General features: G+C 68.8%; 24 protein-coding genes and 1 pseudogene. 18 read left to right on the forward strand and 7 right to left on the reverse strand.

What is annotated here, in order from left to right; genetic code table 11:
* Window positions 1-86 precede the first annotated feature (86 nt).
* Window positions 87-1,007, forward strand: a complete 921-nt coding sequence (locus tag EGT29_RS28075; protein ID WP_124692093.1) for a LysR family transcriptional regulator — start codon at window positions 87-89, stop codon at window positions 1,005-1,007.
* Here the strand turns inward: EGT29_RS28075 and EGT29_RS28080 are convergent.
* The 4 genes from EGT29_RS28080 to EGT29_RS28095 form a co-directional block, all read right to left on the reverse strand.
* Window positions 1,004-1,627, reverse strand: coding sequence for a sensor histidine kinase (locus tag EGT29_RS28080; protein ID WP_124692094.1), 624 nt, complete (start codon window positions 1,625-1,627; stop codon window positions 1,004-1,006). The genes EGT29_RS28075 and EGT29_RS28080 overlap by 4 nt on opposite strands.
* Before the next feature lie 52 nt (window positions 1,628-1,679).
* Window positions 1,680-1,865 carry a CsbD family protein gene (locus EGT29_RS28085; protein ID WP_124692095.1) on the reverse strand — a complete coding sequence of 62 codons (186 nt, stop codon included), beginning with the start codon at window positions 1,863-1,865 and terminating at the stop codon, window positions 1,680-1,682.
* Between the two features lie 136 nt (window positions 1,866-2,001).
* Window positions 2,002-3,513 carry a helix-turn-helix transcriptional regulator gene (locus EGT29_RS28090; protein ID WP_124692096.1) on the reverse strand — a complete coding sequence of 504 codons (1,512 nt, stop codon included), beginning with the start codon at window positions 3,511-3,513 and terminating at the stop codon, window positions 2,002-2,004.
* Window positions 3,510-4,505 carry a LysR family transcriptional regulator gene (locus EGT29_RS28095; RefSeq protein ID WP_124692097.1) on the reverse strand — a complete coding sequence of 332 codons (996 nt, stop codon included), beginning with the start codon at window positions 4,503-4,505 and terminating at the stop codon, window positions 3,510-3,512. Before EGT29_RS28095 ends, EGT29_RS28090 begins: the two co-directional genes overlap by 4 nt.
* A 129-nt stretch (window positions 4,506-4,634) precedes the next feature.
* On the opposite strand from EGT29_RS28095, the gene EGT29_RS28100 reads away from it, so the two are divergent.
* The 5 genes and pseudogenes from EGT29_RS28100 to EGT29_RS28120 all read left to right on the forward strand — a co-directional run bounded on the left by EGT29_RS28100 (window position 4,635) and on the right by EGT29_RS28120 (window position 10,893).
* Complete coding sequence (locus EGT29_RS28100; protein ID WP_124692098.1) at window positions 4,635-6,728, forward strand: hydantoinase/oxoprolinase family protein; 2,094 nt, start codon at window positions 4,635-4,637, stop codon at window positions 6,726-6,728.
* Window positions 6,728-8,504, forward strand: a pseudogene (locus EGT29_RS28105) (hydantoinase B/oxoprolinase family protein); the annotation flags it as partial. The gene EGT29_RS28100 and the pseudogene EGT29_RS28105, both read left to right, overlap by 1 nt.
* Window positions 8,505-8,528: 24 nt before the next feature.
* Window positions 8,529-8,849, forward strand: a complete 321-nt coding sequence (locus EGT29_RS28110) for a hypothetical protein (protein ID WP_370283081.1) — start codon at window positions 8,529-8,531, stop codon at window positions 8,847-8,849.
* Window positions 8,846-9,892 carry a GTP-binding protein gene (locus EGT29_RS28115; RefSeq protein ID WP_124692100.1) on the forward strand — a complete coding sequence of 349 codons (1,047 nt, stop codon included), beginning with the start codon at window positions 8,846-8,848 and terminating at the stop codon, window positions 9,890-9,892. Before EGT29_RS28110 ends, EGT29_RS28115 begins: the two co-directional genes overlap by 4 nt.
* Before the next feature lie 35 nt (window positions 9,893-9,927).
* The gene (locus EGT29_RS28120; RefSeq protein ID WP_124692101.1) at window positions 9,928-10,893 is read left to right on the forward strand and encodes a tripartite tricarboxylate transporter substrate binding protein; all 966 of its coding nucleotides are present in this window, start codon (window positions 9,928-9,930) and stop codon (window positions 10,891-10,893) included.
* Here the strand turns inward: EGT29_RS28120 and EGT29_RS28125 are convergent.
* The gene (locus EGT29_RS28125) at window positions 10,880-11,824 is read right to left on the reverse strand and encodes a LysR family transcriptional regulator (RefSeq protein WP_124692102.1); all 945 of its coding nucleotides are present in this window, start codon (window positions 11,822-11,824) and stop codon (window positions 10,880-10,882) included. The two genes, EGT29_RS28120 and EGT29_RS28125, sit on opposite strands and share 14 nt — an antisense overlap.
* Before the next feature lie 98 nt (window positions 11,825-11,922).
* Between EGT29_RS28125 and EGT29_RS28130 the strand changes: the two genes are divergently transcribed.
* The 9 genes from EGT29_RS28130 to EGT29_RS28170 all read left to right on the forward strand — a co-directional run bounded on the left by EGT29_RS28130 (window position 11,923) and on the right by EGT29_RS28170 (window position 20,503).
* Window positions 11,923-13,140, forward strand: coding sequence for an MFS transporter (locus EGT29_RS28130; protein ID WP_124692103.1), 1,218 nt, complete (start codon window positions 11,923-11,925; stop codon window positions 13,138-13,140).
* Between the two features lie 99 nt (window positions 13,141-13,239).
* Window positions 13,240-13,521 (forward strand): type II toxin-antitoxin system HigB family toxin, encoded by a 282-nt coding sequence (locus tag EGT29_RS28135; RefSeq protein ID WP_124692104.1) that lies wholly within the window; start codon window positions 13,240-13,242, stop codon window positions 13,519-13,521.
* The gene (locus tag EGT29_RS28140) at window positions 13,509-13,958 is read left to right on the forward strand and encodes a type II toxin-antitoxin system HigA family antitoxin (protein ID WP_124692105.1); all 450 of its coding nucleotides are present in this window, start codon (window positions 13,509-13,511) and stop codon (window positions 13,956-13,958) included. Before EGT29_RS28135 ends, EGT29_RS28140 begins: the two co-directional genes overlap by 13 nt.
* A 218-nt stretch (window positions 13,959-14,176) precedes the next feature.
* Window positions 14,177-14,689 carry a MarR family winged helix-turn-helix transcriptional regulator gene (locus EGT29_RS28145; protein WP_124692106.1) on the forward strand — a complete coding sequence of 171 codons (513 nt, stop codon included), beginning with the start codon at window positions 14,177-14,179 and terminating at the stop codon, window positions 14,687-14,689.
* Between the two features lie 55 nt (window positions 14,690-14,744).
* Window positions 14,745-15,674 carry a branched-chain amino acid transaminase gene (locus tag EGT29_RS28150; RefSeq protein WP_124692107.1) on the forward strand — a complete coding sequence of 310 codons (930 nt, stop codon included), beginning with the start codon at window positions 14,745-14,747 and terminating at the stop codon, window positions 15,672-15,674.
* Between the two features lie 5 nt (window positions 15,675-15,679).
* Entirely contained in the window at window positions 15,680-17,269 is a 1,590-nt protein-coding gene (locus EGT29_RS28155) for a gamma-glutamyltransferase family protein (protein WP_124692108.1), read from the forward strand.
* 55 nt (window positions 17,270-17,324) lie between these two features.
* Window positions 17,325-18,470 (forward strand): Xaa-Pro peptidase family protein, encoded by a 1,146-nt coding sequence (locus EGT29_RS28160; RefSeq protein WP_161568020.1) that lies wholly within the window; start codon window positions 17,325-17,327, stop codon window positions 18,468-18,470.
* Window positions 18,471-18,496: 26 nt separating this feature from the next.
* Window positions 18,497-19,483, forward strand: a complete 987-nt coding sequence (locus tag EGT29_RS28165) for an ornithine cyclodeaminase family protein (RefSeq protein WP_161568021.1) — start codon at window positions 18,497-18,499, stop codon at window positions 19,481-19,483.
* A 69-nt stretch (window positions 19,484-19,552) separates the two neighbouring features.
* Window positions 19,553-20,503, forward strand: a complete 951-nt coding sequence (locus EGT29_RS28170; RefSeq protein ID WP_238160238.1) for a tripartite tricarboxylate transporter substrate binding protein — start codon at window positions 19,553-19,555, stop codon at window positions 20,501-20,503.
* 38 nt (window positions 20,504-20,541) lie between these two features.
* On the opposite strand, the gene EGT29_RS28175 is transcribed toward EGT29_RS28170, so the two are convergent.
* Window positions 20,542-21,084 carry a MarR family winged helix-turn-helix transcriptional regulator gene (locus EGT29_RS28175; RefSeq protein ID WP_124692112.1) on the reverse strand — a complete coding sequence of 181 codons (543 nt, stop codon included), beginning with the start codon at window positions 21,082-21,084 and terminating at the stop codon, window positions 20,542-20,544.
* Window positions 21,085-21,270: 186 nt separating this feature from the next.
* Here EGT29_RS28175 and EGT29_RS28180 point away from each other — a divergent pair, with 186 nt between their 5' ends.
* The 3 genes from EGT29_RS28180 to EGT29_RS28190 are packed head-to-tail and all read left to right on the forward strand — an operon-like array spanning window position 21,271 to window position 24,198.
* Window positions 21,271-22,401: a Rieske 2Fe-2S domain-containing protein gene (locus EGT29_RS28180; RefSeq protein ID WP_161568022.1), complete on the forward strand. Its 1,131-nt coding sequence runs from the start codon at window positions 21,271-21,273 to the stop codon at window positions 22,399-22,401.
* Window positions 22,402-22,409: 8 nt separating this feature from the next.
* Complete coding sequence (locus EGT29_RS28185; RefSeq protein ID WP_124692114.1) at window positions 22,410-23,189, forward strand: SDR family NAD(P)-dependent oxidoreductase; 780 nt, start codon at window positions 22,410-22,412, stop codon at window positions 23,187-23,189.
* 34 nt (window positions 23,190-23,223) lie between these two features.
* Entirely contained in the window at window positions 23,224-24,198 is a 975-nt protein-coding gene (locus tag EGT29_RS28190) for a tripartite tricarboxylate transporter substrate binding protein (RefSeq protein ID WP_161568023.1), read from the forward strand.
* Window positions 24,199-24,208: 10 nt separating this feature from the next.
* Here the strand turns inward: EGT29_RS28190 and EGT29_RS28195 are convergent, their stop codons facing one another.
* Window positions 24,209-25,177, reverse strand: coding sequence for an ABC transporter substrate-binding protein (locus EGT29_RS28195; protein WP_124692116.1), 969 nt, complete (start codon window positions 25,175-25,177; stop codon window positions 24,209-24,211).
* Window positions 25,178-25,183: the final 6 nt, after the last annotated feature.

Here is a 25,183-nt window from a genome sequence, read left to right on the forward strand (position 1 = left end):
ACTGCGTAGGGAAGCCATGTTGACATTTTCCCCATCGGCGATAAACATCGTCAGATCAAAAAATTGTTTTCCAATCCGGAAAAAATATGGACCGCTTCGTGGCGATGTCGGTGTTCCGCAAGGTCGTCGAGCACGAAAGCTTCACGCAGGCCGCGCGCCAGCTGGGCATGTCGGTGGGATCGGTCAGCAAGTACCTGACGTGGCTGGAGCTGCACCTGGGCACCTCGCTGGTGGCCCGCACCACGCGCCGCCTGAACGTGACCGAGGCGGGCCGCAGCTACTACGCGCAATGCGCGCGGCTGCTGGACGACCTGGAGGAGGTCGAGCGGTCGGCCGCGTCCATGCAGACCATGCCGCGCGGCATGCTGAAGGTCCGCGCGCCGGTGTCGCTGGACTACGCGGGCTTCGGGGTCATGATGGGGGAGTTCCTGCGGCAGTTCCCCGCCGTCAAGGTCGAGATGACGCTGAACGACCGCTTCGTCGACCTGGACGACGAAGGCTACGACGTCGCGCTGGCCCTGGGCAGCAACCAGAAATACGTCAACCATCCCACGCACGCCACCCGCGCCATCGCCCGCATGACGCGCACCGTGGCGGCATCGCCCGGCTATCTGTCGGGACGCGAGGCGCCCGCCGCGCCGCAGGACCTGAAGCGCCACGACTGCCTGGTCTACGATCGCGGTCCGGCCCCGGACGAATGGCATTTTTCCGACGGACGGACCGAGCGCATGGTGCACGTGGGCGGCAGCCTGCGCAGCAACAACAGCCAGGTGCTCAAGGATGCGCTGCTGGGCGGCTCGGGCCTGGCCATGCTGCCGACCTTCATGATCGCCCGGGCCCTGGACGAAGGGCGGCTGGTACCGGTGCTGCCCGGCTGGACGCCGGCGTCGCGCACGCTGTACGTGATCCACCCGCGGCCGCGCCATTCGTCGCTGAAGATACGCGAGTTCGTCGACTTCGTGTCGGCGTGCTTCGAGCGGGATCCGCGCTGGCGGCTGGAGCCTTAGCGCCCCAGTCCGATGACCGCGATGATGCGTCCGAAGGCCACCGACCGGTCGATGGCCAGCGTGCCCCCGTGCTGTTCGCAGATGCGCCCGACCAGCCGCAGCCCGAAGCCGGCATCGGCCGGCAGCTCGAACTCGGGCGGAAAGCCCACGCCTTCGTCCTCGACGGTAACCGTGACCAGGCCCGGCCCGTACTCCACGTCGAGATGGACGTTGCCGGCGCTGTACTTGACGGCATTGGTCGCCAGCTCGATCAGGACCGAGCCGAGCGACATCGCGGCGTCGCTGTCCAGCGGCAACTCGTCGCTGGACGTGATGGCCACGAGGCGGTTCGAGCGAGGGTCGATCAGCGCCGATTGCAGATGCTGCGCCAGGTCGGCCAGATACGCAGACGCGTCGGGCACCACGCCGGGTTCCTGCCGGTACGCATGATCGTGCAGCCGTACCAGGCTTTCGATGCGGCTGACCGCGACGCCGAATTCCCGGCGCACGTCCTCGTTGCCGGAACGCCGCGCCTGGACCTGCAAGGCGCTCGAGAGCAGATGCAGGCCGTTGCGCATGCGATGGTGCAGTTCGCGTAGCCGAAGTTCGTGGAGGGTGCTGGCGTCGTCGGGTGGGGACATGGATGTTGCTGGTGTACCGGGATGGGGCGGCGGCCCGCGGGCCGCCGCTGCGTTACTTCTCGTTCAGCTCGTCACGCAGCTTGTCCTTGGCTTCGCCGATACGGCGCTGCACGGTTCCCACGGTCTTCTCCACCTTGCCCTTGGCTTCGGTGGACCGGTCGCCCGTCAGCTTGCCCGCGGTTTCCTTGACGGTGCCCTTGACTTCCTTGGCTGCGCCCTTGATGCGATCTTTGTCCATGCGAACTCCTCATCGATGGTAAGGGTGCAGTCCGTTGCCGGACTGGGGGTGGGACAGACTTTAGCGTCGAGCCGGGACCGCGGCTAGATGAGCATGTACCAGGGGCGGTAGTCTTTCTGTCCCACGGGCCGCGCTTCTAGCGCCCACGTGTGCGTCCGGCGCCCTTGGCCGGCACCTCGTATCCGGTCACGCCGCGCTGGCGCGCCCAGACGATGGCGTCGCTGCGGCGGTGCACGCCGATCTTGCTGTACAGCATCGCGATGTGGTTGCGCACCGTATTGGGCGATACCCGCATCGCCGCCGCGATCTGCTCGTTGTTCTCGCCCTGGCACATCCGTCCCAGCACTTCGTGTTCGCGCGGCGTCAGTTCCGACAGCGCCAGGGTGCCGGCCAGGGCGTCCTGCGGACGCCGGATCTGGGCCAGCTTCTCGATGACGGTACGGCTGAACCAGGAGGCGTCCTGCATGACGGTGTCGATGGCCGCGACCAGTTCCTCTTCACCGCGCTTGCGATCGGTGATGTCCTGGATCGCCACGAGCACGCAGGCCTGGCCGTTGATGGTGGCGGTCTCGGCCGACAGCAGGCAGTCCAGCACGTCGCCGCCGCGCGTGCGCAGGGCGACCTCGGCGTTGCGCACGCTGCCGGTGGCGTCCAGGTCGTCCTTCAGTTTGCGATGGACGGCGGCGTCGGCCCACAGGTGCAGGTCGGCCGGCGTCTTGGCCAGGATGTCCGGCGCCTCGTGGCCGGTGGCGGCGATGAAGGCTTCGTTCACCGCCATCAGCGCGAAGTCGCCGCGGTGACAGACGGCCATCGGCACGGGTGCCAGCATGAAGGCCTTCGAGAAGCGTTCCTCGGTCTGGCGCAGCGCGTCCTCGGCCCGGCGGCGCGGCTCCAGGTCCATGAAGGTGAAGAGCATGCAGGTGTCTTCGCACACGTCCAGCGGCTGGCCGGCCACGATGACGAGCTTGGTGCCGCCGTCCTTCAGGCGCAGCGAGGCTTCCATCTGCGGAATCGTGCGGCCTTCCTCCAGCAGCCGTATCGCTTCGTCGCGGCGCGCGGCCTCGTTAAGGACGTCCAGTTCGTAGGTGGAGCGGCCCAGCACCTCGTCGCGGGCATAGCCCGTCATGTCCAGGAAACCCTGGTTGACCTTGACGTAGCGCAGGTCGGCCAGGCTGCAGATGATGGCGGGCGCGGGGTTCGTATTGAAGGTGCGCTCGAAGCGTTCCTCGGCGCTGAAGCGCTCGGTCACGTCCTGGATCACGAGCACGAGCGACTGGGGTTCTTCCGATGCGCCGGTCAGCACGAGGCCGCGCACCTGGAGCATGCGCCGGAAAGACTCGTCGCCGGGCCGGGTCGCCTCGACCACCACGTCGCTGAAGCGCTCGCCCGCCAGCACCCGCATGATCGGATACTGGGCCGGCGCGAGCGTGTGGTTGTTGCGGTACTTCAGGGTGTATGCGGCGACATAGTCCTCGGCCGTGCGGCCCAGGGCGGCCAGGTTCTTCGCGTCGTGGATGGCCAGCGCCGTTGCGTTCGCCCAGATGATGGCGCCGTCCGGATCGAGCAGGACGATGCCTTCCGTCAGCCCCGAAATGATCTGCTGGAGTTGGCGCCGGTCGGGATGCGGCTTGTCGGTGCTCTTGCTCATGCGGACCTCGGGTTTGTGCCGCGGCTGGCGCCGGACCTGGCGCCACGGTGCCGGGCAGTGTATCCGATCGCCGCCGCTTCCTTCGGTGGGCTGAGGTCGCCGCCCCATTGTTCGACGATGTCCTGCAACATGGTTGAAACGGCCTGGCAGGCGGGCGTCATCACGCCCGACTTCGGCAGGGCCAGCGTGACGTAGCGGCGCAGGTCCGGATTGACGAGGCGGGTGGCCTGCAATGATCCCTGGCGCAGTTCATGCATGATCGAATAGGGCCCCAGGACGGCATACACCGACTGGGTGGCGGCCAGTTCCTTCTGCGCGGTCAGCGAATCCGCCTCGATCGCCGCTTGCAGCGCGAAGCCCTTGCTGCGGGCGGTCTCGTCCAGGATCGCGCGCCAGTGGGCGGGCCGCCGGGGCAGCACCAGGGGCAGGTCCTGCAGGCGCGCGAAGTCGATGGAAGGCGCCCGTGTGAGGGGGTCGCCGGGACGCGCCACGAGGTAGGTGTGGCCGGTGGCCAGCAGCCGTTCCTCGGCGCTGGCCGGTTTGTGGAAGCGGAACAGGACGGCCATGTCGACCAGGCCCGCGTCCAGCAGCGCGTCGAGTTCGCCGCCCTGCCCCTCGCGCACGTTCAGGCGGATCAGGGGGTACTGCTGGCGTACGCGGCCGAACAGCGTGGTCAGGAGCGGATGGGCGGCCGACGGCAGGATGCCCAGGCGGACTTCGCCCATGGGCACCGGGGACGTCGAGCGGATCTCGCGGAACAACTGGTCGGTGTCGGCCAGCCAGGTCCGCACGCGGGCGATGATGTGCTCGCCCAGTTCGGTCAGGACCACGCCGCGGCCCGTGCGGCGGAACAGCCTGCCGCCGCACTCGCGTTCCAGGTTGCCGATCTGGCGGCTGACGTGCGACTGCACGGTCATGCGCGCGGCCGCCACCTTGGTGAAGCTGCCGCTTTCGGCCACTTCGACGAACAGTTTCAGGTCGGCCTGGTTCATGGGTTGGCAGGTTCGTTAAGACATCTCTATTTTGGCATGTCTGAAATCTCTGGCCGCAGTCTAGGAAGATATCTGCGTGCTTCCTACACTGCCAGCCGTCACGACATCGCGCGCACTGCGCCCACAACCATGACCGCACCCCATCTGGCGCCCGCAGCGGCGCCCCTGCGCATCGCCGTGGATATCGGCGGGACGTTCACCGACATGGCTGCCTTCGACGAAGGCACCGGCACGCTGCATTTCGGCAAGGCCCTGTCCACGCACGGCCGGCTGGTCGAAGGCATCCAGCACACGCTGGACGGCGCCGGCATCGACCTGCGCAACGGCTACCTTTTCCTGCATGGCTCGACCATCGCCATCAACACGCTGCTCGAACGAAACGGCGCGAAGACGGCGCTGCTGATCACCGAGGGATTCCGCGACATCTACGAGATCGGCCGCGTCAACCGCCCCGATGCCTACAACCTTTTCTTCTCCAAGCACACGCCACTGGTCAAGCGTTCGCTGCGCTACGAAGTCCAGGAGCGGCTGCGCGCGGACGGCAGCGTCCACAAGCCCCTGGACGAGGCACGGGTGCGCGAGGTGGCGCGGGAATTGAAGGCGCAGGGCGTGGAGGCGGCCGCGGTGCTGCTGCTGCATTCCTATCGCAAGCCCGACCACGAGAAGCGCGTGAAGGAGATCCTGCTCGAGGAACTGCCGCACGCCTTCGTGACCGCCTCGCATGAACTGTCGCAGGAATACCGCGAGTTCGAACGCGTGTCGACCGCCGTCGCCAATGCCTACGTGGGGCCGCGCGTGTCGGCCTACCTGGGCCAGCTCGAGACGCACCTGGGCGAGCGCGGCTTCGGCGGCGACTTCTACGCGGTCCAGTCCACCGGCGGTCTGTTCCCGCTGGAACATGCGCGCCGCGAATGCGTCCGCATGCTGGAGTCGGGTCCCGCCGCGGGCGTCATCGGCGCCCAGGCGATCTGCGCGCAGCTCGGCCTGCCCGACGCCATCGCCTTCGACATGGGCGGCACCACGGCCAAGGCCGGCGTGATCAGCGAAGGGCGCCCGCTCACCACCGGCAGCGCGCTGATCGGCGGCTACGAGAAGGCGCTGCCCATCCAGATCCCCATGATGGACATCTTCGAAGTGGGTACCGGCGGCGGCAGCATCGCGCGCGTCGAGCTGGGCAATGCGCTGCGGGTGGGGCCGCGGAGCGCCGGCTCTATGCCGGGCCCGGTCTGCTACGGCCGGGGCGGCACCGAACCCACGGTGACCGACGCCAACCTGGTACTGGGCCGCCTGGACGCCGGACACTTCCTGGGCGGCGAGATGCCGCTGGACCTGGAGGGCGCGCGCGCCGCCATGCACGAACGCATCGCCGCGCCGCTGGGGCTGGAAACGGTCGAGGCCGCGGACGGCATCCTGCGCATCGCGGTGACGGCGATGTCGCACGCGGTCAAGGCGGTCACCACCGAGCGCGGCCTGGACGCCGGCAGCTTCACCATGGTGGTCTACGGCGGCGCCGGGCCGCTGCACGCCTCGGCCATCGCGCGCGAACTCGGCATCCGCCGCGTGCTCATTCCCTATGCGCCGGGCTATTTCTCGGCCTACGGCATGCTGTTCAGCGACCTGCGCTACGACTACGTGCGTTCGGTGTTCCGCCACCTGGACGACCTGTCGTTCGACGAGATCGAGTCGCTGTACGCATCGATGGAGACGGAAGGGCGTGCGGCGGTCGCGGCCTCGGCGGTGCGGCCGGACGAGATCGTTATCGAGCGTTCGGCCGACATGCGCTACGTCGGCCAGGAACATGCGGTCACGGTGGACCTGCCGCGCGTGTATTTCGAGCGCCAGGACCGCGACGCGATCAAGCGCCATTTCGACGACGTCCACGCCATCCGCTACGGCACCAGCGCGCCGGCCGAACCGGCCGACATCGTCAGCCTGCGCGTGACCGTGCTGGGCGTGATGCGCAAGCCGCCGCGCCATGCTGTGCGGGCCGGCGGCCAGACGCCGCCCGAAGGCGCGCTGCGCGCCACCAAGCCGGTGTACTTCCGTTCGCACGGCCAGGTGCCGACGCCGGTGTACCGCCGCGACGCCCTGCTGGCCGGCAACCGCATTCCGGGGCCAGCCCTGATCGAAGAACATGCCTCCACGACCGTCGTCCAGCCGGGCGACGAACTGACCGTGGACGACTGCGGCAACCTGCACGTGGCCATCGGGAGCGAACGTTGATGAACGCGCGAGAAACGAACCAGCACACCGTCGATCCGGTCACGGTGGAGATCATCCGCAACGGCCTGCTGGCCGTGACGGAGGAAATGAAGACCAACCTGACGAGGACCGCCTACAACCTCATCATCTACGAGGCGCTGGACTTCACCGTGGGCCTGTTCACGCCCGAGGGCGACACGGTGTCGATCGGCCTGGGCCTGCCCATGTTCATCCGCGGGATGTCCGAGACCGTCAAGGCCAAGATCCGCCACTTCGGAATGGAGAACATCCATCCCGGCGACATCCTGGTCACCAACGACGCCTACGTCACCGGCAGCCACCTGAATCACTTCACCTTCACCATGCCGGTGTTCCACGAGGGCCGCATCGTCGCCTTCACCTGCTGCATGGCGCACTGGCTGGACGTGGGCGGCACGCTGGGCCAGGTCACGACCGACATCTTCTCGGAAGGGATACAGATCCCCATCGTCAAGTACCGCCGCGCCGGCGTGGTCAACCAGGACCTGGTCGACATCATCGCGATGAACGTGCGCCTGCCCGAGCGCGCGCTGGGCGACCTGCGCGCGCAGATCACCGCCATCACCACCGGCGAGCGGCGCTTCCTGGAACTGGTCCAGCGCTACGGCGCCGATGCCGTGCACGGCTCGATCGCGCAGATCATGGACCAGTCGGAAGCGGTGGCGCGGCAGAACACGCTCAGCATTCCCGACGGCGTCTACGAGGCCGAGTCCTACATGGACGACGACGGCGTGGACGTGGGGCGGCGCATTCCCATCCGGGTCAAGGTGATCAAGCAGGGCGACGAGATGACCATCGACCTGTCGGACGTGAGCCGGCAGGTGCGCGGCTTCTACAACTCCGGCTTCACCACCGGCATCGCGTGCGCGCAGGTGGCCTTCAAGTGCCTGACCACGCCCACCGACTATCCGGTCAACGACGGCAGCTTCCGGCCGTTGAAGGTGGTCATGCCCATGGGTACCGTCATCAGCGCCGAGCGCCCGTTCCCGATGCGGGTCTGGATGACCTTCCCCATGACCGTCATCGACACCATCTTCAAGGCGCTGGCGCCGGCCATACCCGACCGCGCCATCGCCGGCCACCATGCCGACCTGGTGTTCCCCAACATCCACGGCATCTCGCCCGAGGACGGCCGCCTGTTCATCGTGGGCATCGGCCCGCTGGGCGGAGGCTGGGGCGCGAAATCGCGCGAGGACGGCGTGTCGGTCACGGTGTGCATCAACGACGGCGACACCCACAACAGTCCCACCGAGCAGCTCGAGGCCAAGTATCCGGTCCTGGTCGAGCGCTATGCCATCCGCGCCGACAGCGGCGGCGCCGGCACCTATCGCGGCGGACTGGGCGCCGAGATGGTGGTGCAGGCGCTGTCCCCCTTCGCCGTGACCACGCGCATCGACCGCATGCACTGCAAGCCCTGGGGTCTGGAGGGGGGCCACGAGGCCGCGGGCAACGGCATCGCCATCCGCCGCAAGGGCGAATGGGACGACGGCATGCCCAACGCCAAGATCTTCAACGTGCGGCTGGAGCGCGGCGATGCCTACAAGATGCTGTCGGGCGGCGGCGGCGGTTTCGGCGATCCGCGCGGACGCGACCCCGAGACGGTGGCCGAGGACGTGCGCGAGGGCTATGTCAGCGCCCAGGCGGCGCGCGACGTCTACGGCGTGGCGATGACCGCCGAAGGCGCGGTGGACCATGCCGCCACCCAGGCGCTGCGGGGCCGCCGTGCCGCCTGATGCCGCCGCCCGCGCCGCCGCGCTGCTGCGCCTGTGGAACGACCTGGCGCTGCAGCACGTGTCCATGGGCGGCGCCTGCGCGTGCGGCATGGGCGGCGTGACGCTGCGGTTGCAGGATTTCGAGCGCGACATCCTGGACTACCTGCGCGACGATGCCGGGCGGCTGGGCGAGGCCGAGGCCCACGCGCTGCTGCAATGCCATGCCCCGGCCGGACAGGAAGGAGGCATGGCAGCCGTGCTGTCGGCGCTGGCCGATCCCGACGGGGGTGTTCCGCAGGCCGGCGCGGCATGGCTGCTGGGCCGGCTGGATCGCACCCTGAGTTCTTTCGCCCGCCTGCACGGCGGCGCGCGTTTCGGAGCCTTGCCATGATAGAGACGGACGACCGCATCCCGGTCACGGTGCTGACCGGCTTCCTGGGCAGCGGCAAGACCACCCTGCTGAACCGCCTGCTGGCGCGGCCCGCCCTGCGCGACACGGCGGTCATCATCAACGAGTTCGGCGAGGTCGGGCTGGACCACCATCTGCTGGAACAGAGCGCCGAGGACATGGTGCTGCTGGCCAACGGCTGCATCTGCTGCACCATCCGCGGCGACCTGGTCGAGGCCTTCGAGCGGCTGGACCGGCGGCTGGCGGACCAGGCCGCGCCGCTGCGGCGCGTGGTGATCGAGACCACCGGGCTGGCCGATCCCGCTCCCATCCTGCACACGCTGATGGGCGAGCCCGCGGTGGCGCGCCGCTACCGGCTGGACCACGTGGCCACGACCGTCGATGCCTGCAACGGCATCGATACGCTGGACCGGCAGGAAGAGGCGGTGAAGCAGGCGGCGGTGGCCGACCTGCTGGTGCTGACCAAGACCGACCTCGCGTCCGCCGGCCAGTCCGAGGCCCTGCTGCGCCGGCTGCGGGAGATCAATCCGGGCGCCGATGCGGTGCGCGCCGGCCGTGACGACGGCGACTGGCTGGCGGCGCCGGACGGCCGCCAGCGCGACGTGCGGCGCTGGCTGCAAGCCGAGGCGCACGATGCACACGGCGATGCGCACGGACATCCCGCCCACGGCCATGACCACGGACACCATCACGACCACGACCGCACCCGCCACGGCGACCGCATCCGGTCGTACGTGGTGACCCGCGACGAACCCGTGTCATGGGCCGGCGTGCAGCGCTGGCTGGCCATGCTGGCCACGCTGCGCGGCCCCGACCTGCTGCGCGTCAAGGGCATCGTCAACGTCATCGAGCACCCGGGCCGGCCGGTGGTCATACACGGGGTCCAGCACGTGTTCCATCCCCATTCCTTCCTGCCCGCCTGGCCCGACGACGACCACCGCACCCGCATCGTCTTCATCACCCGCGACGTCGACCGCGACCTGGTCGACGACACGCTCAGGATCTTCGAGCGCCGACAACCCTAGCCCCCCCGCCCATCACAACGACAAAGGAGACCGACATGAAGCCTTTCATCCGATATCTCGCGGGCCTGCTGGCCTGCGCCGCCACGCTGGCCGCCAGCGCGCAGGCCTATCCCCAGCGGCCCGTCCGCGTCATCGTGCCCTATCCGCCGGGCGGCACGGTGGACGCGGTGGCGCGCGTGTTCGCCGACAGCCTGGGCCACCAGCTGGGCCAGACCTTCGTGGTCGAGAACCGCGCCGGCGCCAGCGGATCCATAGGCAGCGAAGCGGTGGCGCGCGCGCCGGCCGACGGCTACACCCTGCTGGTCAATGCCTCGACCTTCGCGGCCGGCCCGTGGCTGCTCAAGTCCCTGCCCTACGACATCCACAAGGACTTCACGCCCATCACCAACCTGGGCGAGGTGCCGCTGCTGGTTACCGCCAACCCCGGCGTGCCGGCGAAAGACCTCAAGTCGTTCATCGCGCTGGCGCACCAGGCGCCCGGCAAATACTTCTTCGGCGCCTCCGCCGCCGGTTCGGCCAGCCACCTGGCCGAGGCCGCCATCAGCTACGAGGCCAAGGCCGACATCCCCGTCGTGCTGTACAAGGGCACCGGGCCTGCGCTGACCGATCTCATGGGCGGCCACATCAGCGCCGTCATCGATGCCGTGCCGTCGTCGCTGCCGCCGGTCAAGGCCGGCCGCACCAAGGCGCTGGCCGTCACCAGCGCCCAGCGCCTGCCCGCGCTGCCCGACGTGCCCACGGTGGCCGAATCGGGATTGCAGGGATTCGAGATGGTGTCCTGGTACGGCCTGTGGGGGCCGGCGGGCCTGCCCGCCGACGTGGTGGCCAGACTGCACGACGCCGTGCGCAAGGCCATCGACTCGCCGCGGGTCAAGCAGACGCTGAGCGAACAGGCGTTCGTCGGCAAGGGGTCGCCGCCCCAGGCGTTCGCGGACTATGTCCGCGCCGAAAGCGCCAAGTACGGGAAGCTGATCAAGGCGGCGAACATCACCGTCGAGTGAGCGCCGGGGCCACGCCCGCCATGGTCGGCATGGCGGCGCGCATCATGTCGATGAAGGCGCGCAGCTTGGCCGGGTAGTAGCGGGCGTACGGATAGATCAGGTAGAGCGGCAGCGACGCGGCGCGCCATTGGGGCGCGACGTGGCGCAGCCGGCCCTGGCGCAGGTCGTCGGCCACCACCCAGGCCGACGTGATGCCGGCGCCCACGCCGTCCAGCATGGCGGCGCGCAGCGCGTACAGGCTGTCGGTGCTCATGCGCGGGCGGATGGGGAAGCGGTGCCCGATGCCGTCGGCGCCGCGCGTCAGCACCACCTCGTCGCGGTAATACATGTTCAGCGCCACCCAGGGCAATGTCTCCAGGGCCTTGACCTCGTCCGGCGGCGTACCGTTCGGCAGCAGGGATGGCGCGGCCACGACGATGCGGGGCACTTCGGCCAGCAGGATGGCGACGACATCGGGGTCGTTCACCGCGCCCACCTGGATCGCGCAGTCCAGCCCTTCGGCGATGAAGTCGGCGTGGCGGTCCTGCAGCAGCCATTCGACCGAGGCTTCGGGATAGCGCCGCAGGTAGTCGGTCAGCGGCGCCACCATCTGGTCCTGGCCGAAGGCATGCGGCACCAGCACGCGCAGCGTGCCGCGCGGCTCGTCGTGGGCGCCGCGCAGGTCGGCCTCCATGGCGTCCCAGGTCGCGCCCAGTTCCTTCGCGTGGGCATAGCAGCGTTCGCCGTCGCTGGTCAGCGTCATGCCGTGGGTGGAGCGCTGCAGCAGGCGCAGCCCCAACAGGCGTTCCAGCGTCTGCAGCCTGCGGCTGACCGTGGGCTGGGTGGTGCCCAGTTGCACGGCGGCGGCGGACAGGCTTCCGGCTTCGACGATGCGGACGAAGGTCTGCATCAGTTCGATGCGGTCGATGGAAGGGGACACGCTGGTTTTCATGCGTCAAGCGTATAACGAATCTGCGTCCTCAGGGGCTACACGACGTAACCGCGGCCATGCAGAATCCCGTCCTATCGAACGATTCCGGGTTTACGAGCATGTCATCCATACAAATCGCGCATGGTGCGTCCCTACCTGCCGCACCCGCCGCGCGGCTGACCACCTCGCTGGTCGGCCTGCTGGCTACCGGGGCGGGGCTGAGCGTGGCTTCCATCTACTACAGCCAGCCCATGCTGGGGCTGCTGAGCCAGGACCTGGGGGCCGGCGAAGGCACCGTGGGGCTGGTGCCCACCTTGACCCAGCTGGGCTACGCGGCGGGGATCCTGCTGCTGGCGCCGCTGGGCGACCGCTACGACCGGCGCCGCATCATCGTCGGCAAGTCGGCGGTGCTGGCGCTGGCCCTGTTGCTGAGCGGCCTGGCGCCGGGCGTGGGCTGGCTGCTGGCCGCCAGCCTGGCAGTGGGGCTGGCGGCCACGCTGGCCCAGGACATCGTGCCGGCGGCCGCGACGCTGGCGCCCGATGCGCAGCGCGGCAAGGCCGTGGGCACCGTCATGACCGGCCTGCTGCTGGGCATCCTGCTGTCGCGCGTGGTCAGCGGCTTCGTGGCGGAATACTGGAACTGGCGCGCCATGTTCCTGGTGGCCGCGGTGTCCGTCGCCGGCGTGGGCGTGGTGGCGGCGCGCGGCTTGCCGCGCTTCGCGCCCACCGCGCAGCTGGGATATGGCGCGCTGCTGGCTTCCATGGCGCAATTGTGGCGCCGCCATGGCGCGCTGCGCCGCGCGGTCTACGCGCAAGGCCTGTTGGCGGTGGGCTTCAGCGCCTTCTGGTGCACGCTGGCCGTGATGCTGCACGACCGCTTCCACCTGGGCAGCACGGCGGCCGGCGCCTTCGGCCTGGCCGGCGCGGCGGGCGCCCTGGCCGCGCCCTTCGCCGGCCGGCTGGCCGACCGCCGTGGTTCCGACGGCGTGGCCCGCATCGCCACCATCATCGCCGCGGTCTCGTTCGCCAGCCTGGCGCTGACCGAGGTGTTGCCGGCACAGGCGCAGCTCGCCCTGCTGGTCGCCAGCGCCATCGGCTTCGACTTCGGCGTGCAGGCTTCGCTGGTGGCCAGCCAGACCCAGGTCTACGGCCTGGAGCCCGCGGCGCGTAGCCGGCTGAACGCCCTGCTGGTGGCCGGAATGTTCATCGGCATGGCCGCTGGCGCGGGGCTGGGCAGCCTGGTGTGGGCGCACGCGGGCTGGCTGGGCGTGGTGGGGCTGGCCACGGCGACGGCACTGGGGGCGTTGGGGGTGAGGATGGGGCGCTTGGTGCGCTAGCTAGTCGTGGATGGCAACACGTCGTGCGTGTACGTCCGGATTCAGCTACGGTTGTATTGCATTTTGCTATTTTTATTTACTTTTGCGATAATCTATTCCATGCACATCATCTCCAAGCGGTCATTGCGTGAATTCTGGGTCGTCCACCCAGCATCCACCAATGCGCTGCTTCATTGGCACACCACGCTGGAACACGCTCAAGCAACCGATTTCTCTGCATTGAAGACGGTGTTCAACACGGTGGACTGGGTGGGTGGCTATGTAGTCTTCGACGTAGGCGGCAACAAGTACCGCATCGTTGCGGACGTGGTGTTCCGATCGCAAACTGTCTTCATCAAGCACGTTTTTACGCACAAGGAGTACGACTCATGGAAGCCGTGATCCCCGACCTGGCCAAGGTGGCCCGCAGCTATGGCGAGTTCCGCGCCGTGGCCGGCGTGGGTGCGATCCGCAACGAGGCGGACTACGACCGTGCCCTGGCGCTGATTGAAGCGATTCTGGATCAAACCCGCGATACCCCTGCACGGGAAGATGTGACGCACCCGCTGGCTGACTTGCTGGACCTGCTGACCGCAGCGGTGCATGAATATGAGGCCGACCACCATGCCATTCCGGCCTCATCCCCTCGGGATGTGCTGCGCTTTCTGATGGACCAGCATGGGCTGACCCAGTCCGACCTGCCCGAGGTGGGAAGCCAGAGTGTGATTTCCGAAATCCTGGCAGGCCGCAGGATGTTCAACACCCGGCAGATTGCAGCCCTGGTCGAGCGGTTCCATGTCGGTGCGGATGCCTTCATCGAGCGTGGCGGTAAGCCCTGAGCGAAGAACCGTACTGTCCCGACGTTCAATCAATCCCTTCAATCGTCCAGCCCCTGAGCGGATTTCCCTGTAAGGCGGCCCTGATACGCGGACCGAGTTCACTCCTCTTTCATCATTTATATGCAAACACATCCAAAAAAATACTTGTAAAAGAACTTGCATATGCAAGTTTATTTGTGAGTAAATAGGCCCATCGCAACCATCACGGTTCCTCCGCCATGGCCTCCAGCTCGACGCGTTCCTCCCGCCGCAAGCCGGTCGATCCGGTCGATGACGAGCCGGATGCCTTCTCGGACCAGCGCAGCGAAAAGAAGACGGCCTACCTGCTGCGCCAGGTGTCCGAACGGCTGGCCATCAGCCTGACCGAGGCGCTGCGCCCCTTCAACCAGACCGCCAGCGTGTACCGGGTGCTGATCGCCCTTACCCGCCGCGACCATGCCCGGATGCGCGACCTGATCGAGCTGACGCTGGTCGAGTCGTCCACGCTCAGCCGCACCATCGGCCGGATGGAGGCGCAGGAACTGGTCACGGTCGAACAGGACGACGACGACGGCCGCGCGGTCATCATCTCCATCACCCAGGCGGGGCGCGACCTGCTCGATGCGATGCTGCCCGCGGTGTCGGCGCAGTACGAGTGGTCGGTGCACGACGTGCCGCCGGCGGACCTGGAGATCCTGCGCACCACGCTGCAGCGCATGCTGCGCAACCTGAAGATTTCCCCCATCAAGTAAGCGGCAATCCCATCAAGCAGTTCTTGCGGTCGGCCTTTCCTGGAAGGAGGCGGTCATGGAAGAGCAGGGTTCACCCATCTGGATCGATGGCAAGCTGGTCGATTGGGCGGATGCGTCCGTCCATTTCGTCAGCAACAGTTTCCAGTATGGATTCGGGGTCTTCGAAGGCATACGCGCCTATGACGGCGAGCAGGGAACCTCCATATTCCGGCTCGACGCCCACATCGACCGGCTGTTCAAGTCGGCCAAGATCATCGGGCTGGACATTCCCTACACCCGGGACACCATCGTCGAGGCCTGCCGCGAAACCGTCGCGGCCAGCGGCCATGCGAAGTGCTATCTGCGGCCGGTGGCCTACATCGGCTACGGCGGCATGGGGCTGAACTACACGGGCTGCAAGGTCAGCGTGGGCATCGCGGTCTGGTTCTGGGGCGAATACCTGGGCCAGGGCAAGCTGGAGCAGGGCACGCGCGTCAAGACCTCGTCCTATACGCGGCATCACATCAATTCGAACATGTCCAAGGCCAAGGCCTGCGGCAACTACATGCTGTTCCAGATGGCGCGCACCGACGCGCTGCGCGGCGGCTACGACGAGGCGCTGCTGCTGGATGCCCAGGGGCACGTGGCCGAGGGCTCGGTGGAGAACGTCTTCATCGTGCGCGACGGGCAACTGATCACGCCGCCGCTGACCTACATCCTGGACGGCATCACCCGCGACTCCATCATCCAGCTGGCGCGCGGCGCGGGCCTGGTAGTGCGCGAGGAGTTCTTCACCCGCGACGCCATGTACATCGCCGACGAGGCCTTCTTCGTCGGCACCGGCGCCGAGGTCACGCCGGTGGTGGCGCTGGACGACCGGCCCATCGGCCAGGGCGTGCCGGGACCGGTGACGCGGCGGCTGCAGTCGCTGTATTTCGATGCCGTGCGTGGACGCGACGAACGCTACGCGCACTGGGTGACCCCGGTGGCCGGCGTGCCGGCCTGAGCGCCATGGATCTCGACTACGCATTGCCTTATCCGTCGCAGCGTTCGCCGGTGCTGGCGCGCAACGTGGTGTGCGCCTCGCAGCCGCTGGCGGCGCAGGCCGGGCTGCGCATGCTGCTGCAAGGCGGCAACGCCGTCGATGCGGCGGTGGCGGCGGCCATCGCTTCCACGGTGGTCGAGCCCACCGCCAACGGCGTGGGCAGCGATGCCTTCGCGGTGGTCTGGGACGGCGCGAACCTGCATGGGCTCAATGCCAGCGGCCGCGCGCCGGCCGCCTGGGAGGCGGCGCGCTTCGCCGGGGGCCAGACCATGCCGCGCCGCGGCTGGGACAGCGTCACGGTGCCGGGCGTGGTGTCGTCATGGGCGGCGCTGAGCCGGCGCTTCGGCGCGCTGCCTTTCGAGCGCCTGTTCGAGCCGGCGGTGGACTATGCGCGGCGGGGGTTCGCGGTCAGTCCGCTGATCGCCGCGCTGTGGCATCGCATCGCGCCCAACTATGCCGACCAGCCGGGTTTCGCCGAAGCCTTCCTGCCTGGCGGGCGCGCGCCGGCCGCCGGCGAGATCTTCCGCAACGCGCCGTTGGCCGGCACGCTGGAGGCCATCGCCGCCACGGGCGGCGAGGCCTTCTACCGGGGCGCACTGGCCGAGGCCCTGGTCGCGCATGCCGCGCGCCACGGCGGCGCGATGACGCGGGACGACCTGGCGGCGCACGAAGCGCACTGGTGCGGCACGCTGTCGCAGCGCATCGGCGACGTCGACGTGCACGAGATTCCGCCCAATACGCAGGGCATCGCCACGCTGATCGCGCTGGGCATCCTGGCGCGCCACGACCCGCGGCGGCACGCGGTCGACAGCGTCGAAGCCATGCATCTGCAGATCGAGGCGATGAAACTGGCGTTCGCCGACGTCGAGGCCTTCGTCGGCGATCCGGCCTCGATGCAGATCGACCCGCGGTCGCTGCTGGCGGACGACTACCTGGATGCGCGCGCGGCGCTGATCGATCCGGCGCGCGCCGGCGATTTCGGCGCGGGCGCGCCGCGCCAGGGCGGCACGGTCTATCTGGCCGCGGCCGACGCGGCGGGCATGATGGTCTCGTTCATCCAGTCCAACTACGAGGGCTTCGGTTCGGGCGTGGTCGTGCCCGGCACCGGCATCAGCCTGCAGAACCGCGGCATGGGTTTCTCGCTGCGGCCCGGGCATCCCAATCTGGTGGGGTCGCGGCGGCTGCCGCTGCACACCATCATTCCCGGCTTCGCGATGCGCGCGGGCCAGCCCGCGATGAGCTTCGGCGTGATGGGCGGGCCGATGCAGGCGCAAGGGCATCTGCAGCTGGCCGTGCGCACGCAGCTGTACGGCCAGAACCCGCAGGCTGCGTCCGACGCGCCGCGCTGGCAGGTGGTGTCGGGACGCAAGGTGCTGGTCGAGGCCGGCATGCCGGAAGCCATCGTGGCGGGCCTGCTCGCGCGCGGCCACGAAGTGCGGCGGGAATCGCCGCAGGCCGCTTTCGCGTTCGGCGGCGCGCAGTTGATCCTGCGTGGCGACGACGGCTATGTGGCGGGATCGGACCATCGCAAGGACGGCGCGGCCGTCGGCTTTTGACTACCGCGCCACCCGCTTCCCCAAGGATGCGGCGCGGCGACAGGAGGAGCGAACAGTGAGCGTGCCACGGCAGGAATTCGAATCGAGGATGGCCCGCGCGCGGGCGGAAATGGCGCGCGCCGGCATGGACGGGCTGGTGGTTACCGATCCCGTGGGCTTCTACTACTTCACCGGCGAGAAGGCCAGCCCAGGCCGCCCGGCGGCCTTCGTGCTGCCGGCCGAGGGCGAACCGGCCCTGGTGAACTGGAGCGGCCCGGACATGTTCGCGCGCCTGTACCGCCGGCCGGGCAATCCCTGCGTGGCCGACCGGCGTATCTACCCCGAGGTGCCGTTCGACCGCGAGCCGGCCACCGACTGGGGGCTGCGCGACATCCTGGCCGAACGCGGGCTGCACGCCGCGCGGCTGGGCATCGAGCTGGGCAACGAACCCCGGCTGGGCCTGGGGCTGGCGGATCTCGACCGCCTGCGCGGCGAGCTGCCCGGCATACGCTGGGTCGATGCCTCGCCGGTGATCTGGGCCTGTCGCATGATCAAGTCCGAATGGGAGATCGAGCAGCTGCGGCAGGCGTGCGCGATCGGATCGCGGGCCTGGGGGCAATGCCTGGAATCCTTGGACGAGGGCGTGACGCAGCGCGCGGTCCAGCAGCGCATCATGGCCCTGTACGCCGAACTGGGCGCGGACCTGGATTCGGGGCCGCCGGTGGCGCTGGGCGCCACGGGTCCCGGCGGCGCGTTCCGGCGCGGGGACATCCTGTACCTGGACGGTGGCTGCAGCGTCAACGGCTACAAGATGGACATCACGCGGCGCGCGGTGTTCGGCGCGCCCAGCGCGCGCCAGCAGGGCGAGCACGACGGCATGTGGGAAATCCTCTTCCAGGTGATGGAGAAGATCCGGCCCGGCGTCACGACCGCATCGGTGTTCGAGTATTCGCAGTCGCTGCTGGCCCGGACCGGCTGGACCAACTACTCGGACCATTCCGCCAAGCGCATCGGCCATGGCATCGGGCTGGTCAACGAGCCGCCCTACATCAACGCGTTCGATACGCACGTGTTCCAGGAAGGCATGAGCATCACGCCGGAACCCAAGATCGAGACGCAGGAAGGGCTGCTGAACGCGGAAGAGCACGTGATCGTGCGCGCGCAGGGGTGCGAGATCATCTCGGGCTCCCTGGACTGGCGGCTGCACACCATTTCCCTGTGAACCCGCAGGCCTCGATGGAGACCGACATGCCCGCCGCCATACGCCCGCTCCTGCTGTCGGCCACCGACGTCGCGCATTGCGCGCCGCCGCTGGCCGACGTCATCCGCGTCGTCGAGGACACCTATCGCCGCGATGCGGCGGGGGAAGTCGAGGTGCCGGCCAAGGTCGCGCTGCACCCGCACGGCCCGTCGAGCTTCCTGCACGCCATGCCGGCCTGGGTGGGCGGCCAGCAGGCGCTGGGTATGAAGTGGGTGTCGTTCTTTCCGGGCAATGCCCGGCATGGCGCGCCGGACTCCAGCGCGCTGATCGTGCTGAACGATCCGCTTACCGGCGTGCCGGTGGCCATCATGGACGGGATGTGGATCACCTACGCCCGCACCGGCGCCTGCGCCGCGCTGGCGGCCAGGTATTGCGCGAACCCGGCGCCGCGCCGCGTCGGCCTGGTGGGCTGCGGCGGCCTGGGCGAGTGGTCCCTGCGCTGCCTGGCGGCGCTGTTTCCCTCGATCGCGGAAGTATTCGTGGCTTCGCAGCGCCCCGCCTCGCGGGCGGACTTCTGCGCGCGCATGGCGGGCCAGGGGCCGTGGACGCTGACGCCGGTGGACGAGATCCGGCAGGCCGTGCAGGACATGGACATCGTGGTGTCTTCCGTGCCCAAGCTCCAGACGCATCCCATCGCGGCCGAATGGTGGTCGCCGGGCACGGTGCTGATCCCGCTCGACATCACGGGCTCGTGGGACGACGCCACCTATGGGCGGGCCGACCGCGTGGTGTGCGACCACCGGGACAACCTGGCGCGCGCCTTCGAGCGCTACCGGCCGGGGCTGGCCATCGACGACGCCCGCGGCGTCGGCATGCAGGACATCGTGAGCGGCCGCGCCCCGGGCCGGGCCGCCGCGACGGATCGGGTCATGGCTTTCATGACCGGCATAGGCAGCATAGACGTGGCGGTGGCGTGGGACATCTACCGCCGCGCCGACGAGCAGAACCGGGGACAGCGCTTCGACCTGGCCTAGGCCCCAGCCGGCCGGGGTTTCCTTACATTCATGGGAGTTCTTATGAGCAAGCCATGCAGTGGATGCCGTTTGGTCCTGGCCGTCGCCAGCCTGTCGTTCGCCGCCGCCGCCTTCTCCGCCTATCCCGAGCGGCCGGTCAAGATCGTCCTGCCCTATCCGCCCGGCGGCGGCGGGGACCTGGTGCTGCGCAACCTGCAGCAGGCCCTGGAGAAGCAGCTCGGGCAGCCCGTCATCGTCGACTACAAGGCCGGCGCGGCGGGCAACATCGGCACGCTGGACGTGGTCAACGCCGCGCCCGACGGCTATACGCTGCTGATGGGGCCGACGAACAACTTCGTCATCAACCAGTTCCTGTTCCCGAAGATGGGCTTCGATCCGCTGGCGGCGCTGACGCCGGTCAGCCTGCTGGTCGAGCAGCCCTATCTGGTCACGATCGCGGGCGCGCTGCCGGCCCGCGACTATGCCGGATTCGCCGACTACGCCAAGGCCCATCCGGGCAAGCTGAACTACGGATCGCCGGGCGCGGGTACCGTGCCCCACGTGTCCGCGCTGATGCTGTCGGACCAGCTGGGCGCGCGCATGGTCCATGTGCCCTATAAGGGCTCGCAGCCCGGTGTGCAGGCGCTGGTCGCCAACGACGTGCAACTGCTGATCGCCAGCTACGGCATCGTCGCCGGGCAGGTCGCGGCGGGGCGCATCCGCGCCGTGGCGGTGGCCGCCGACCAGCGGCTGCCGGCCCTGCCGCAGGTCCCGACCACGGGCGAGGTCGGCCTGCCGCCGGGCGTCATCCTGGCCAACTGGTGGGGCATCGCGGCGCCGCGCGGCACCGACCCGGCCATCGTCGAGCGGCTGGCCGGCGCTTTCCGCGCGGCGGTCAATGATCCGGACGTGCAGCGCAAGTTCGTCGAGCAAGGCACGCTGCCGATCGCGAATTCTCCCGCGCAGTTCGCCGGCCGTCTGCGGGACGAAGCGCGCGCCTGGAAGGACATCATCGCCCGGACCGGCGTGACGATAGAGTGAAGGCGGTGCGATGACCCCTGGCGGGTCATCGCGGCGAATCAGCCCGCCGCGTCCGGATCGCGCGGCGCGCGCCGCCGTCCGCGTGGCTTGGGCCGGTAGTACAGCGTGGCCACGCCCAGCATCTTGGACAACAGCCGCAGCAGTTGTTGTCTTTCCTTGGCCGTAAGAGGCTGGACGACCTCGTCCTGAATTTCCTCCAGCATCGGCCCCAGCTGCTCGAGCAGCGCCAGGCCTTCGGCCGAGGCTTCCACGCGCTGGCGCCGGCCGTCGGGCCGGCGCACGATCAACGAGCGTTGTTCCAGCCGGGCGGCCACCTGTCCGGTGGTCGAGGTATCGAGCCCCACGATGTCGCCCAGTTCGGCCTGGTCCACACCGGGCCGTATCGAGATCGTCTTGAGCACGACGTACTGGATGGGCGTGAGGTTGAAGCGCCGGGTGATGGGCGCGAAGGCCAGCGTGGTCTTCTGCTTGGCGCGCCGGATCAGGTGCCCCGGCATGCTGTACATGACCAGCAGCGGATCGGGCTCGTCGCGCGTAGAGCCGGCGTCGGCCGGCAGTTCGTGGTCGGGTTCGGGCTGCATGGAATCTCCTCGGCGGCAACGTTACCACACCCGTCGACCGAGTTTGCCTACTTATATGAACACTTATACGTGTACAAATTTATAATTCAATATAAAACAATAGGTTATGGAATTCATGAATTCATTATTTGACATGTTATTTCCATCTTCTTATAGTGTTCGCATGCTAGAACCCAGGGGATGAAAATGAGCGACACCGCGGTCAAGGAACTGGTCCAGTTGATTCCGGAAGGCTTGCCGACCGGCCTGCGCAACTACTGGTATCCGATCCTGCAAACGGAAGAACTGCCCACCGGCAAGCCGGTCGGGCTGAAGGTGCTGGGCGAGAACCTCGCCGCCTGGCGCGATGCCGACGGCCAGCCGAATGTCGTGCGCGATCGCTGCCCCCATCGCAGCATCCGGCTGTCGGTCGGCCGCGTCATGGATGGCGAACTGCAATGCCTGATGCACGGGCTGCGTTTCAACGGCGAAGGCCGCTGCACGCTGATCCCGTGGGAAACCGCGCATACTCCGCATCACGACCGGCTGGGCGTGCCGGCGTATCCGGCGCGGGAGCTGGGGGGCTATGTCTGGGCCTACCTGGGCGATCCGGTCCGCTTTCCGCCGCCGCCGCTCGAGACCCAGGTTCCCGAGGAACTGCTCAAGCCCGACGAATTCATCTGCTTCCGGCTGCCCACCTCCACCTGGAAGGCCAACTGGCTGCTGGCCATCGACGGCAGCGACGGCTTCCACGCGGTCGTGCTGCACACTGATTCGCAGGCCGTGCATCGCGCCGAACGCAAGCCGGGCAGCAACGAGGTGCCGCTGGAAGACCGCCGCATCAAGATCATCCGCACCTCGCACGGCGTGCGCGGCGTATCGGTCGACCTGGAAGGCGAGCCCATCAACCACGGCCACTTCACCGTGGACGTCAAGGGCCAGCGCTTCTGCCTGCCCTGTCTGACCACCAATCCCATCATGCCGGCGCCGGGCGCCGCGCCCTACGCGTCGCGGCTGTGGCAGTTCCCGCAGGATGCCCAGCACACGACGGTGGTCCGCTTCCTGTCCTGGCGTGCCCGGACCGAGGCCGAACGCGCCGCCGCCACGCGCCTGTTCAACGAGGTGGCGCTGCCGCGGCTGGAACTGGTCAACGCCGAGGACGCCTTCGCCGCCGAGGCGCAGGGTGACCTGATCGAGGCCCGTTCGCGCGAGTACCTGCTGGCGCCCGACGAGGACGTGATCAAGGTCCGCCGGCTGCTGCGCACGGCCTTCGTGTCGCAGGCCCAGCACGGCGAGCGCATCGACAACCCGGCCGGCTCGCTGGCCTACCCCGCCTAGGAGCGCGCATGGGACACAGGCTCGAAGGCAGGACCGCGCTGGTTACCGGCGGCGCGGGCGGCATCGGCCAGGCCATTGCCGCGCTGTTCGCCGATGAAGGCGCGCGCGTGATCCTGGTGGATCGCGACGCCGAGGCGCTGGCGGCGGCCGTGGCGCGCCTGGGCAGCGAGCGCATCGTCGCCGCCACCTGCGACATCGCCGACGAAGCCCGGGTGGCGCGATTGGGCGACGCCATCCGCGCGGGCGGCGATGCGCTCGACATCCTGGTCAACAACGCCGCCACGCGCGAATACCACCGCCTGGCCGACGCCGATGCCGCCTCGTGGCAGCGCATCCTGTCGGTCAACGTGGTCGGCGCCAGCCTGGTCACCGCGCTCGCCCTGCCCTGGCTGCGCCGGTCGGGGCGCGGCGCGGTGGTCAACGTCGCCTCCACCTTCGGCATCTGCGGCCGGGCCGGCATGGGCCAGTACGACGCCACCAAGGCGGCGATGGTGGCGGCGACCCGGGTGCTGGCCATCGAGGAAGCGCGGCATGGCGTACGTGCCAATGCCGTGTGTCCGGGGTCGGTGCTGACCGGATTCACGCTGGGCCGCGCCGCCGCGCGCGGCCTGTCCGAATCCGAACTGAAGGACCGCGGCTTCGTGCCCGCGCCCATCGCCCGCTGGGGCGAGCCGGCCGAGATCGCGGCGCCGGTGTTGTGGCTGGCTTCCGACGAAGCCTCGTTCATCACGGGCGCCGTGCTGCCCGTGGACGGCGGGGTGTCGGCCAGCGGTACGCGCGTCGCCTAGCGCGGCGTTTCCACTCTTGTTCAGGATGCTCCGTATGAAGACCCTTGCCGCACTCCTGCTGTCCTGTGCCGCCTGCCTGCCGATGGCGGCCGCCCATGGGGCCGACGCCGACTATCCGTCGCGGCCCATCACCATCGTCGTTCCCTTCCCGCCCGGAGGCAGCCCGGACATGCTGGCCCGCGTGATCGGCGACAAGCTGGGCCAGCGCCTGGGCCAGACCGTCGTGGTCGAGAACCGCCCCGGCGCGAGCGGCACCATCGGCGCCGCGCACGTGGCCCGCGCGGCGCCCGATGGCCATACGCTGATGATGACGCCCAATACCTTCGTGCTGTCGCCGCTGGTGCTGCCCAAGGGGGTCGTGAGCTTCGACGTGCAGGCCGACTTCGCGCCGGTGATCCTGCCGGCCAAGACGCTGATGGTGCTGGCGGCGCATCCGCGCCTGGGCGTGAAGAACCTGCCCGAGCTGGTCACCTATGCCAAGGCTCATCCCGGCCTGACCTACACCGGTTCGGCCAACGGCTCGCCGCAGCACGTGGCCGGCGAAATGCTCAAGCAGATGGCCGGCATCGACATGTCCTTCGTGTCGTACAAGGGACTGGCGCCGGCGCTGAACGACACGCTGGGCGGACACGTGGACCTGATCTTCGTGCCCTACGGCAACGTCGCGCAGCACGTGAAGGCCGGCGCGCTGACCGTGCTGGGCGGCCTGGACGAGGAACGCCTGGCGTCGGCGCCCGAGATCGTGCCGCTGCGCGAGCAGGGCTATCCGCGCATGGTGGTCGGCGTATGGACGGGGCTGTTCGCGCCGCGCGGCACGCCGGCACCCATCGTCGACAAGCTCAACCGCGAGATCAATGCGATCCTGGCCCTGCCCGACGTGAAGCAGCGGCTGGAAGGCGCCAGCCAGATCCTGGTCGGCGGGCCGCCGGCGACGCTGGCCAAGGTGGTCAAGCGCGACCTGGACACCTATGCGCCCATCGTCCGCAGCGCCGGCATCACGGCGGACTGAGGCGCGGGCCTCAGGTTTGCAGCATCGACGGCCAGAACATTTCTTCCGGCTCGTACTTGCGCGGCGTCAGGCCCTGCCTGTGGGCGTAGACCAGCATCCGGTCCACTTCGTGGCGGGTCCTGGCAAAGCCCCACGGGTAGATGTCGGGCCCCGCCGCGCGGCGTTCCTCTTCCCATAGCGCGCGATACCACAGCGAGGTGGTGTGGATGCGCGCCCATTCCTCCTGCTTGCGGTAGCAGGCCTGCTTGGATGCCTCCCAGGCGTCGTACAGGCTTTGCGCGGCCCACGGATGGGCCTCGAGGATGGCCGTGCGCACCAGCAGCGTGTGCATGATGGGAAAGCAGCGCGTGCGGGCGAAATAGGCGCGTTCCTCGGCGCCGTGGTCGGGGAACAGGAAGTCGATGTCGGGATGGACGTTGGGCGCCCACACTTCGGTGGTGATGCCCGCGTCGATCGCGCCCGAGGCCAGGAGGTCGTACTGCGAGGACCCGGCCGGCGCGATCTCCATCTTCAGCCACGGCGGCGGCGTCCAGTCCGGCAGCCGCACCGGCTGCCAGGCCACCCAGGTGATGGACGACAGGTCGACGCCGTAGTCTTCCTCCAGGATGCCCTTGGCCCACAGCGCGGCGCTGGTGGCCCAGGTCTGCACGCCCACGCGGCGCCCGTTCAGGTCCGACGGCTTGGCGATGCCGCTGCGCCGGTTGATGTAGATGTACGAGTGCCGGAACATGCGCTTGACGAAGATCGGCAGCGCGGTGAAGCCCAGGGTGCGGCGCGGCAGGTCGGCGATGTAGGTGCCGGTGAAGAATTCCGCGACGTCGAACATGCCGCGCGCGCTTTGCGACTGGCGGCTGACGTCGTCGTCGTTGACGGTGATGTCGAGTTCGATGCCCCGCGCACGCACGGTGCCGTCGATCAGGGCCTGGGCGCGGTCGTAGGGACCGCAGGTCATGCTGAGTTTCAGGGGCGGCGCGGACAACGGGGA

The sequence above is a fragment of the Pigmentiphaga sp. H8 genome (genome assembly GCF_003854895.1).
Classification (GTDB): Bacteria; Pseudomonadota; Gammaproteobacteria; order Burkholderiales; family Burkholderiaceae_B; genus Pigmentiphaga.

Excerpts from the sequence above, each read along its gene's own strand:
- EGT29_RS28075 (WP_124692093.1), top strand. The coding sequence starts at position 87 with ATGGACCGCTTCGTGGCGATGTCGGTGTTCCGCAAGGTCGTCGAGCAC.
- EGT29_RS28080 (WP_124692094.1), bottom strand. The coding sequence starts at position 1,627 with ATGTCCCCACCCGACGACGCCAGCACCCTCCACGAACTTCGGCTACGC.
- EGT29_RS28085 (WP_124692095.1), bottom strand. The coding sequence starts at position 1,865 with ATGGACAAAGATCGCATCAAGGGCGCAGCCAAGGAAGTCAAGGGCACC.
- EGT29_RS28090 (WP_124692096.1), bottom strand. The coding sequence starts at position 3,513 with ATGAGCAAGAGCACCGACAAGCCGCATCCCGACCGGCGCCAACTCCAG.
- EGT29_RS28095 (WP_124692097.1), bottom strand. The coding sequence starts at position 4,505 with ATGAACCAGGCCGACCTGAAACTGTTCGTCGAAGTGGCCGAAAGCGGC.
- EGT29_RS28100 (WP_124692098.1), top strand. The coding sequence starts at position 4,635 with ATGACCGCACCCCATCTGGCGCCCGCAGCGGCGCCCCTGCGCATCGCC.
- EGT29_RS28115 (WP_124692100.1), top strand. The coding sequence starts at position 8,846 with ATGATAGAGACGGACGACCGCATCCCGGTCACGGTGCTGACCGGCTTC.
- EGT29_RS28120 (WP_124692101.1), top strand. The coding sequence starts at position 9,928 with ATGAAGCCTTTCATCCGATATCTCGCGGGCCTGCTGGCCTGCGCCGCC.
- EGT29_RS28125 (WP_124692102.1), bottom strand. The coding sequence starts at position 11,824 with ATGAAAACCAGCGTGTCCCCTTCCATCGACCGCATCGAACTGATGCAG.
- EGT29_RS28130 (WP_124692103.1), top strand. The coding sequence starts at position 11,923 with ATGTCATCCATACAAATCGCGCATGGTGCGTCCCTACCTGCCGCACCC.
- EGT29_RS28135 (WP_124692104.1), top strand. The coding sequence starts at position 13,240 with ATGCACATCATCTCCAAGCGGTCATTGCGTGAATTCTGGGTCGTCCAC.
- EGT29_RS28140 (WP_124692105.1), top strand. The coding sequence starts at position 13,509 with ATGGAAGCCGTGATCCCCGACCTGGCCAAGGTGGCCCGCAGCTATGGC.
- EGT29_RS28145 (WP_124692106.1), top strand. The coding sequence starts at position 14,177 with ATGGCCTCCAGCTCGACGCGTTCCTCCCGCCGCAAGCCGGTCGATCCG.
- EGT29_RS28150 (WP_124692107.1), top strand. The coding sequence starts at position 14,745 with ATGGAAGAGCAGGGTTCACCCATCTGGATCGATGGCAAGCTGGTCGAT.
- EGT29_RS28155 (WP_124692108.1), top strand. The coding sequence starts at position 15,680 with ATGGATCTCGACTACGCATTGCCTTATCCGTCGCAGCGTTCGCCGGTG.
- EGT29_RS28165 (WP_161568021.1), top strand. The coding sequence starts at position 18,497 with ATGCCCGCCGCCATACGCCCGCTCCTGCTGTCGGCCACCGACGTCGCG.
- EGT29_RS28175 (WP_124692112.1), bottom strand. The coding sequence starts at position 21,084 with ATGCAGCCCGAACCCGACCACGAACTGCCGGCCGACGCCGGCTCTACG.
- EGT29_RS28180 (WP_161568022.1), top strand. The coding sequence starts at position 21,271 with ATGAGCGACACCGCGGTCAAGGAACTGGTCCAGTTGATTCCGGAAGGC.
- EGT29_RS28185 (WP_124692114.1), top strand. The coding sequence starts at position 22,410 with ATGGGACACAGGCTCGAAGGCAGGACCGCGCTGGTTACCGGCGGCGCG.
- EGT29_RS28190 (WP_161568023.1), top strand. The coding sequence starts at position 23,224 with ATGAAGACCCTTGCCGCACTCCTGCTGTCCTGTGCCGCCTGCCTGCCG.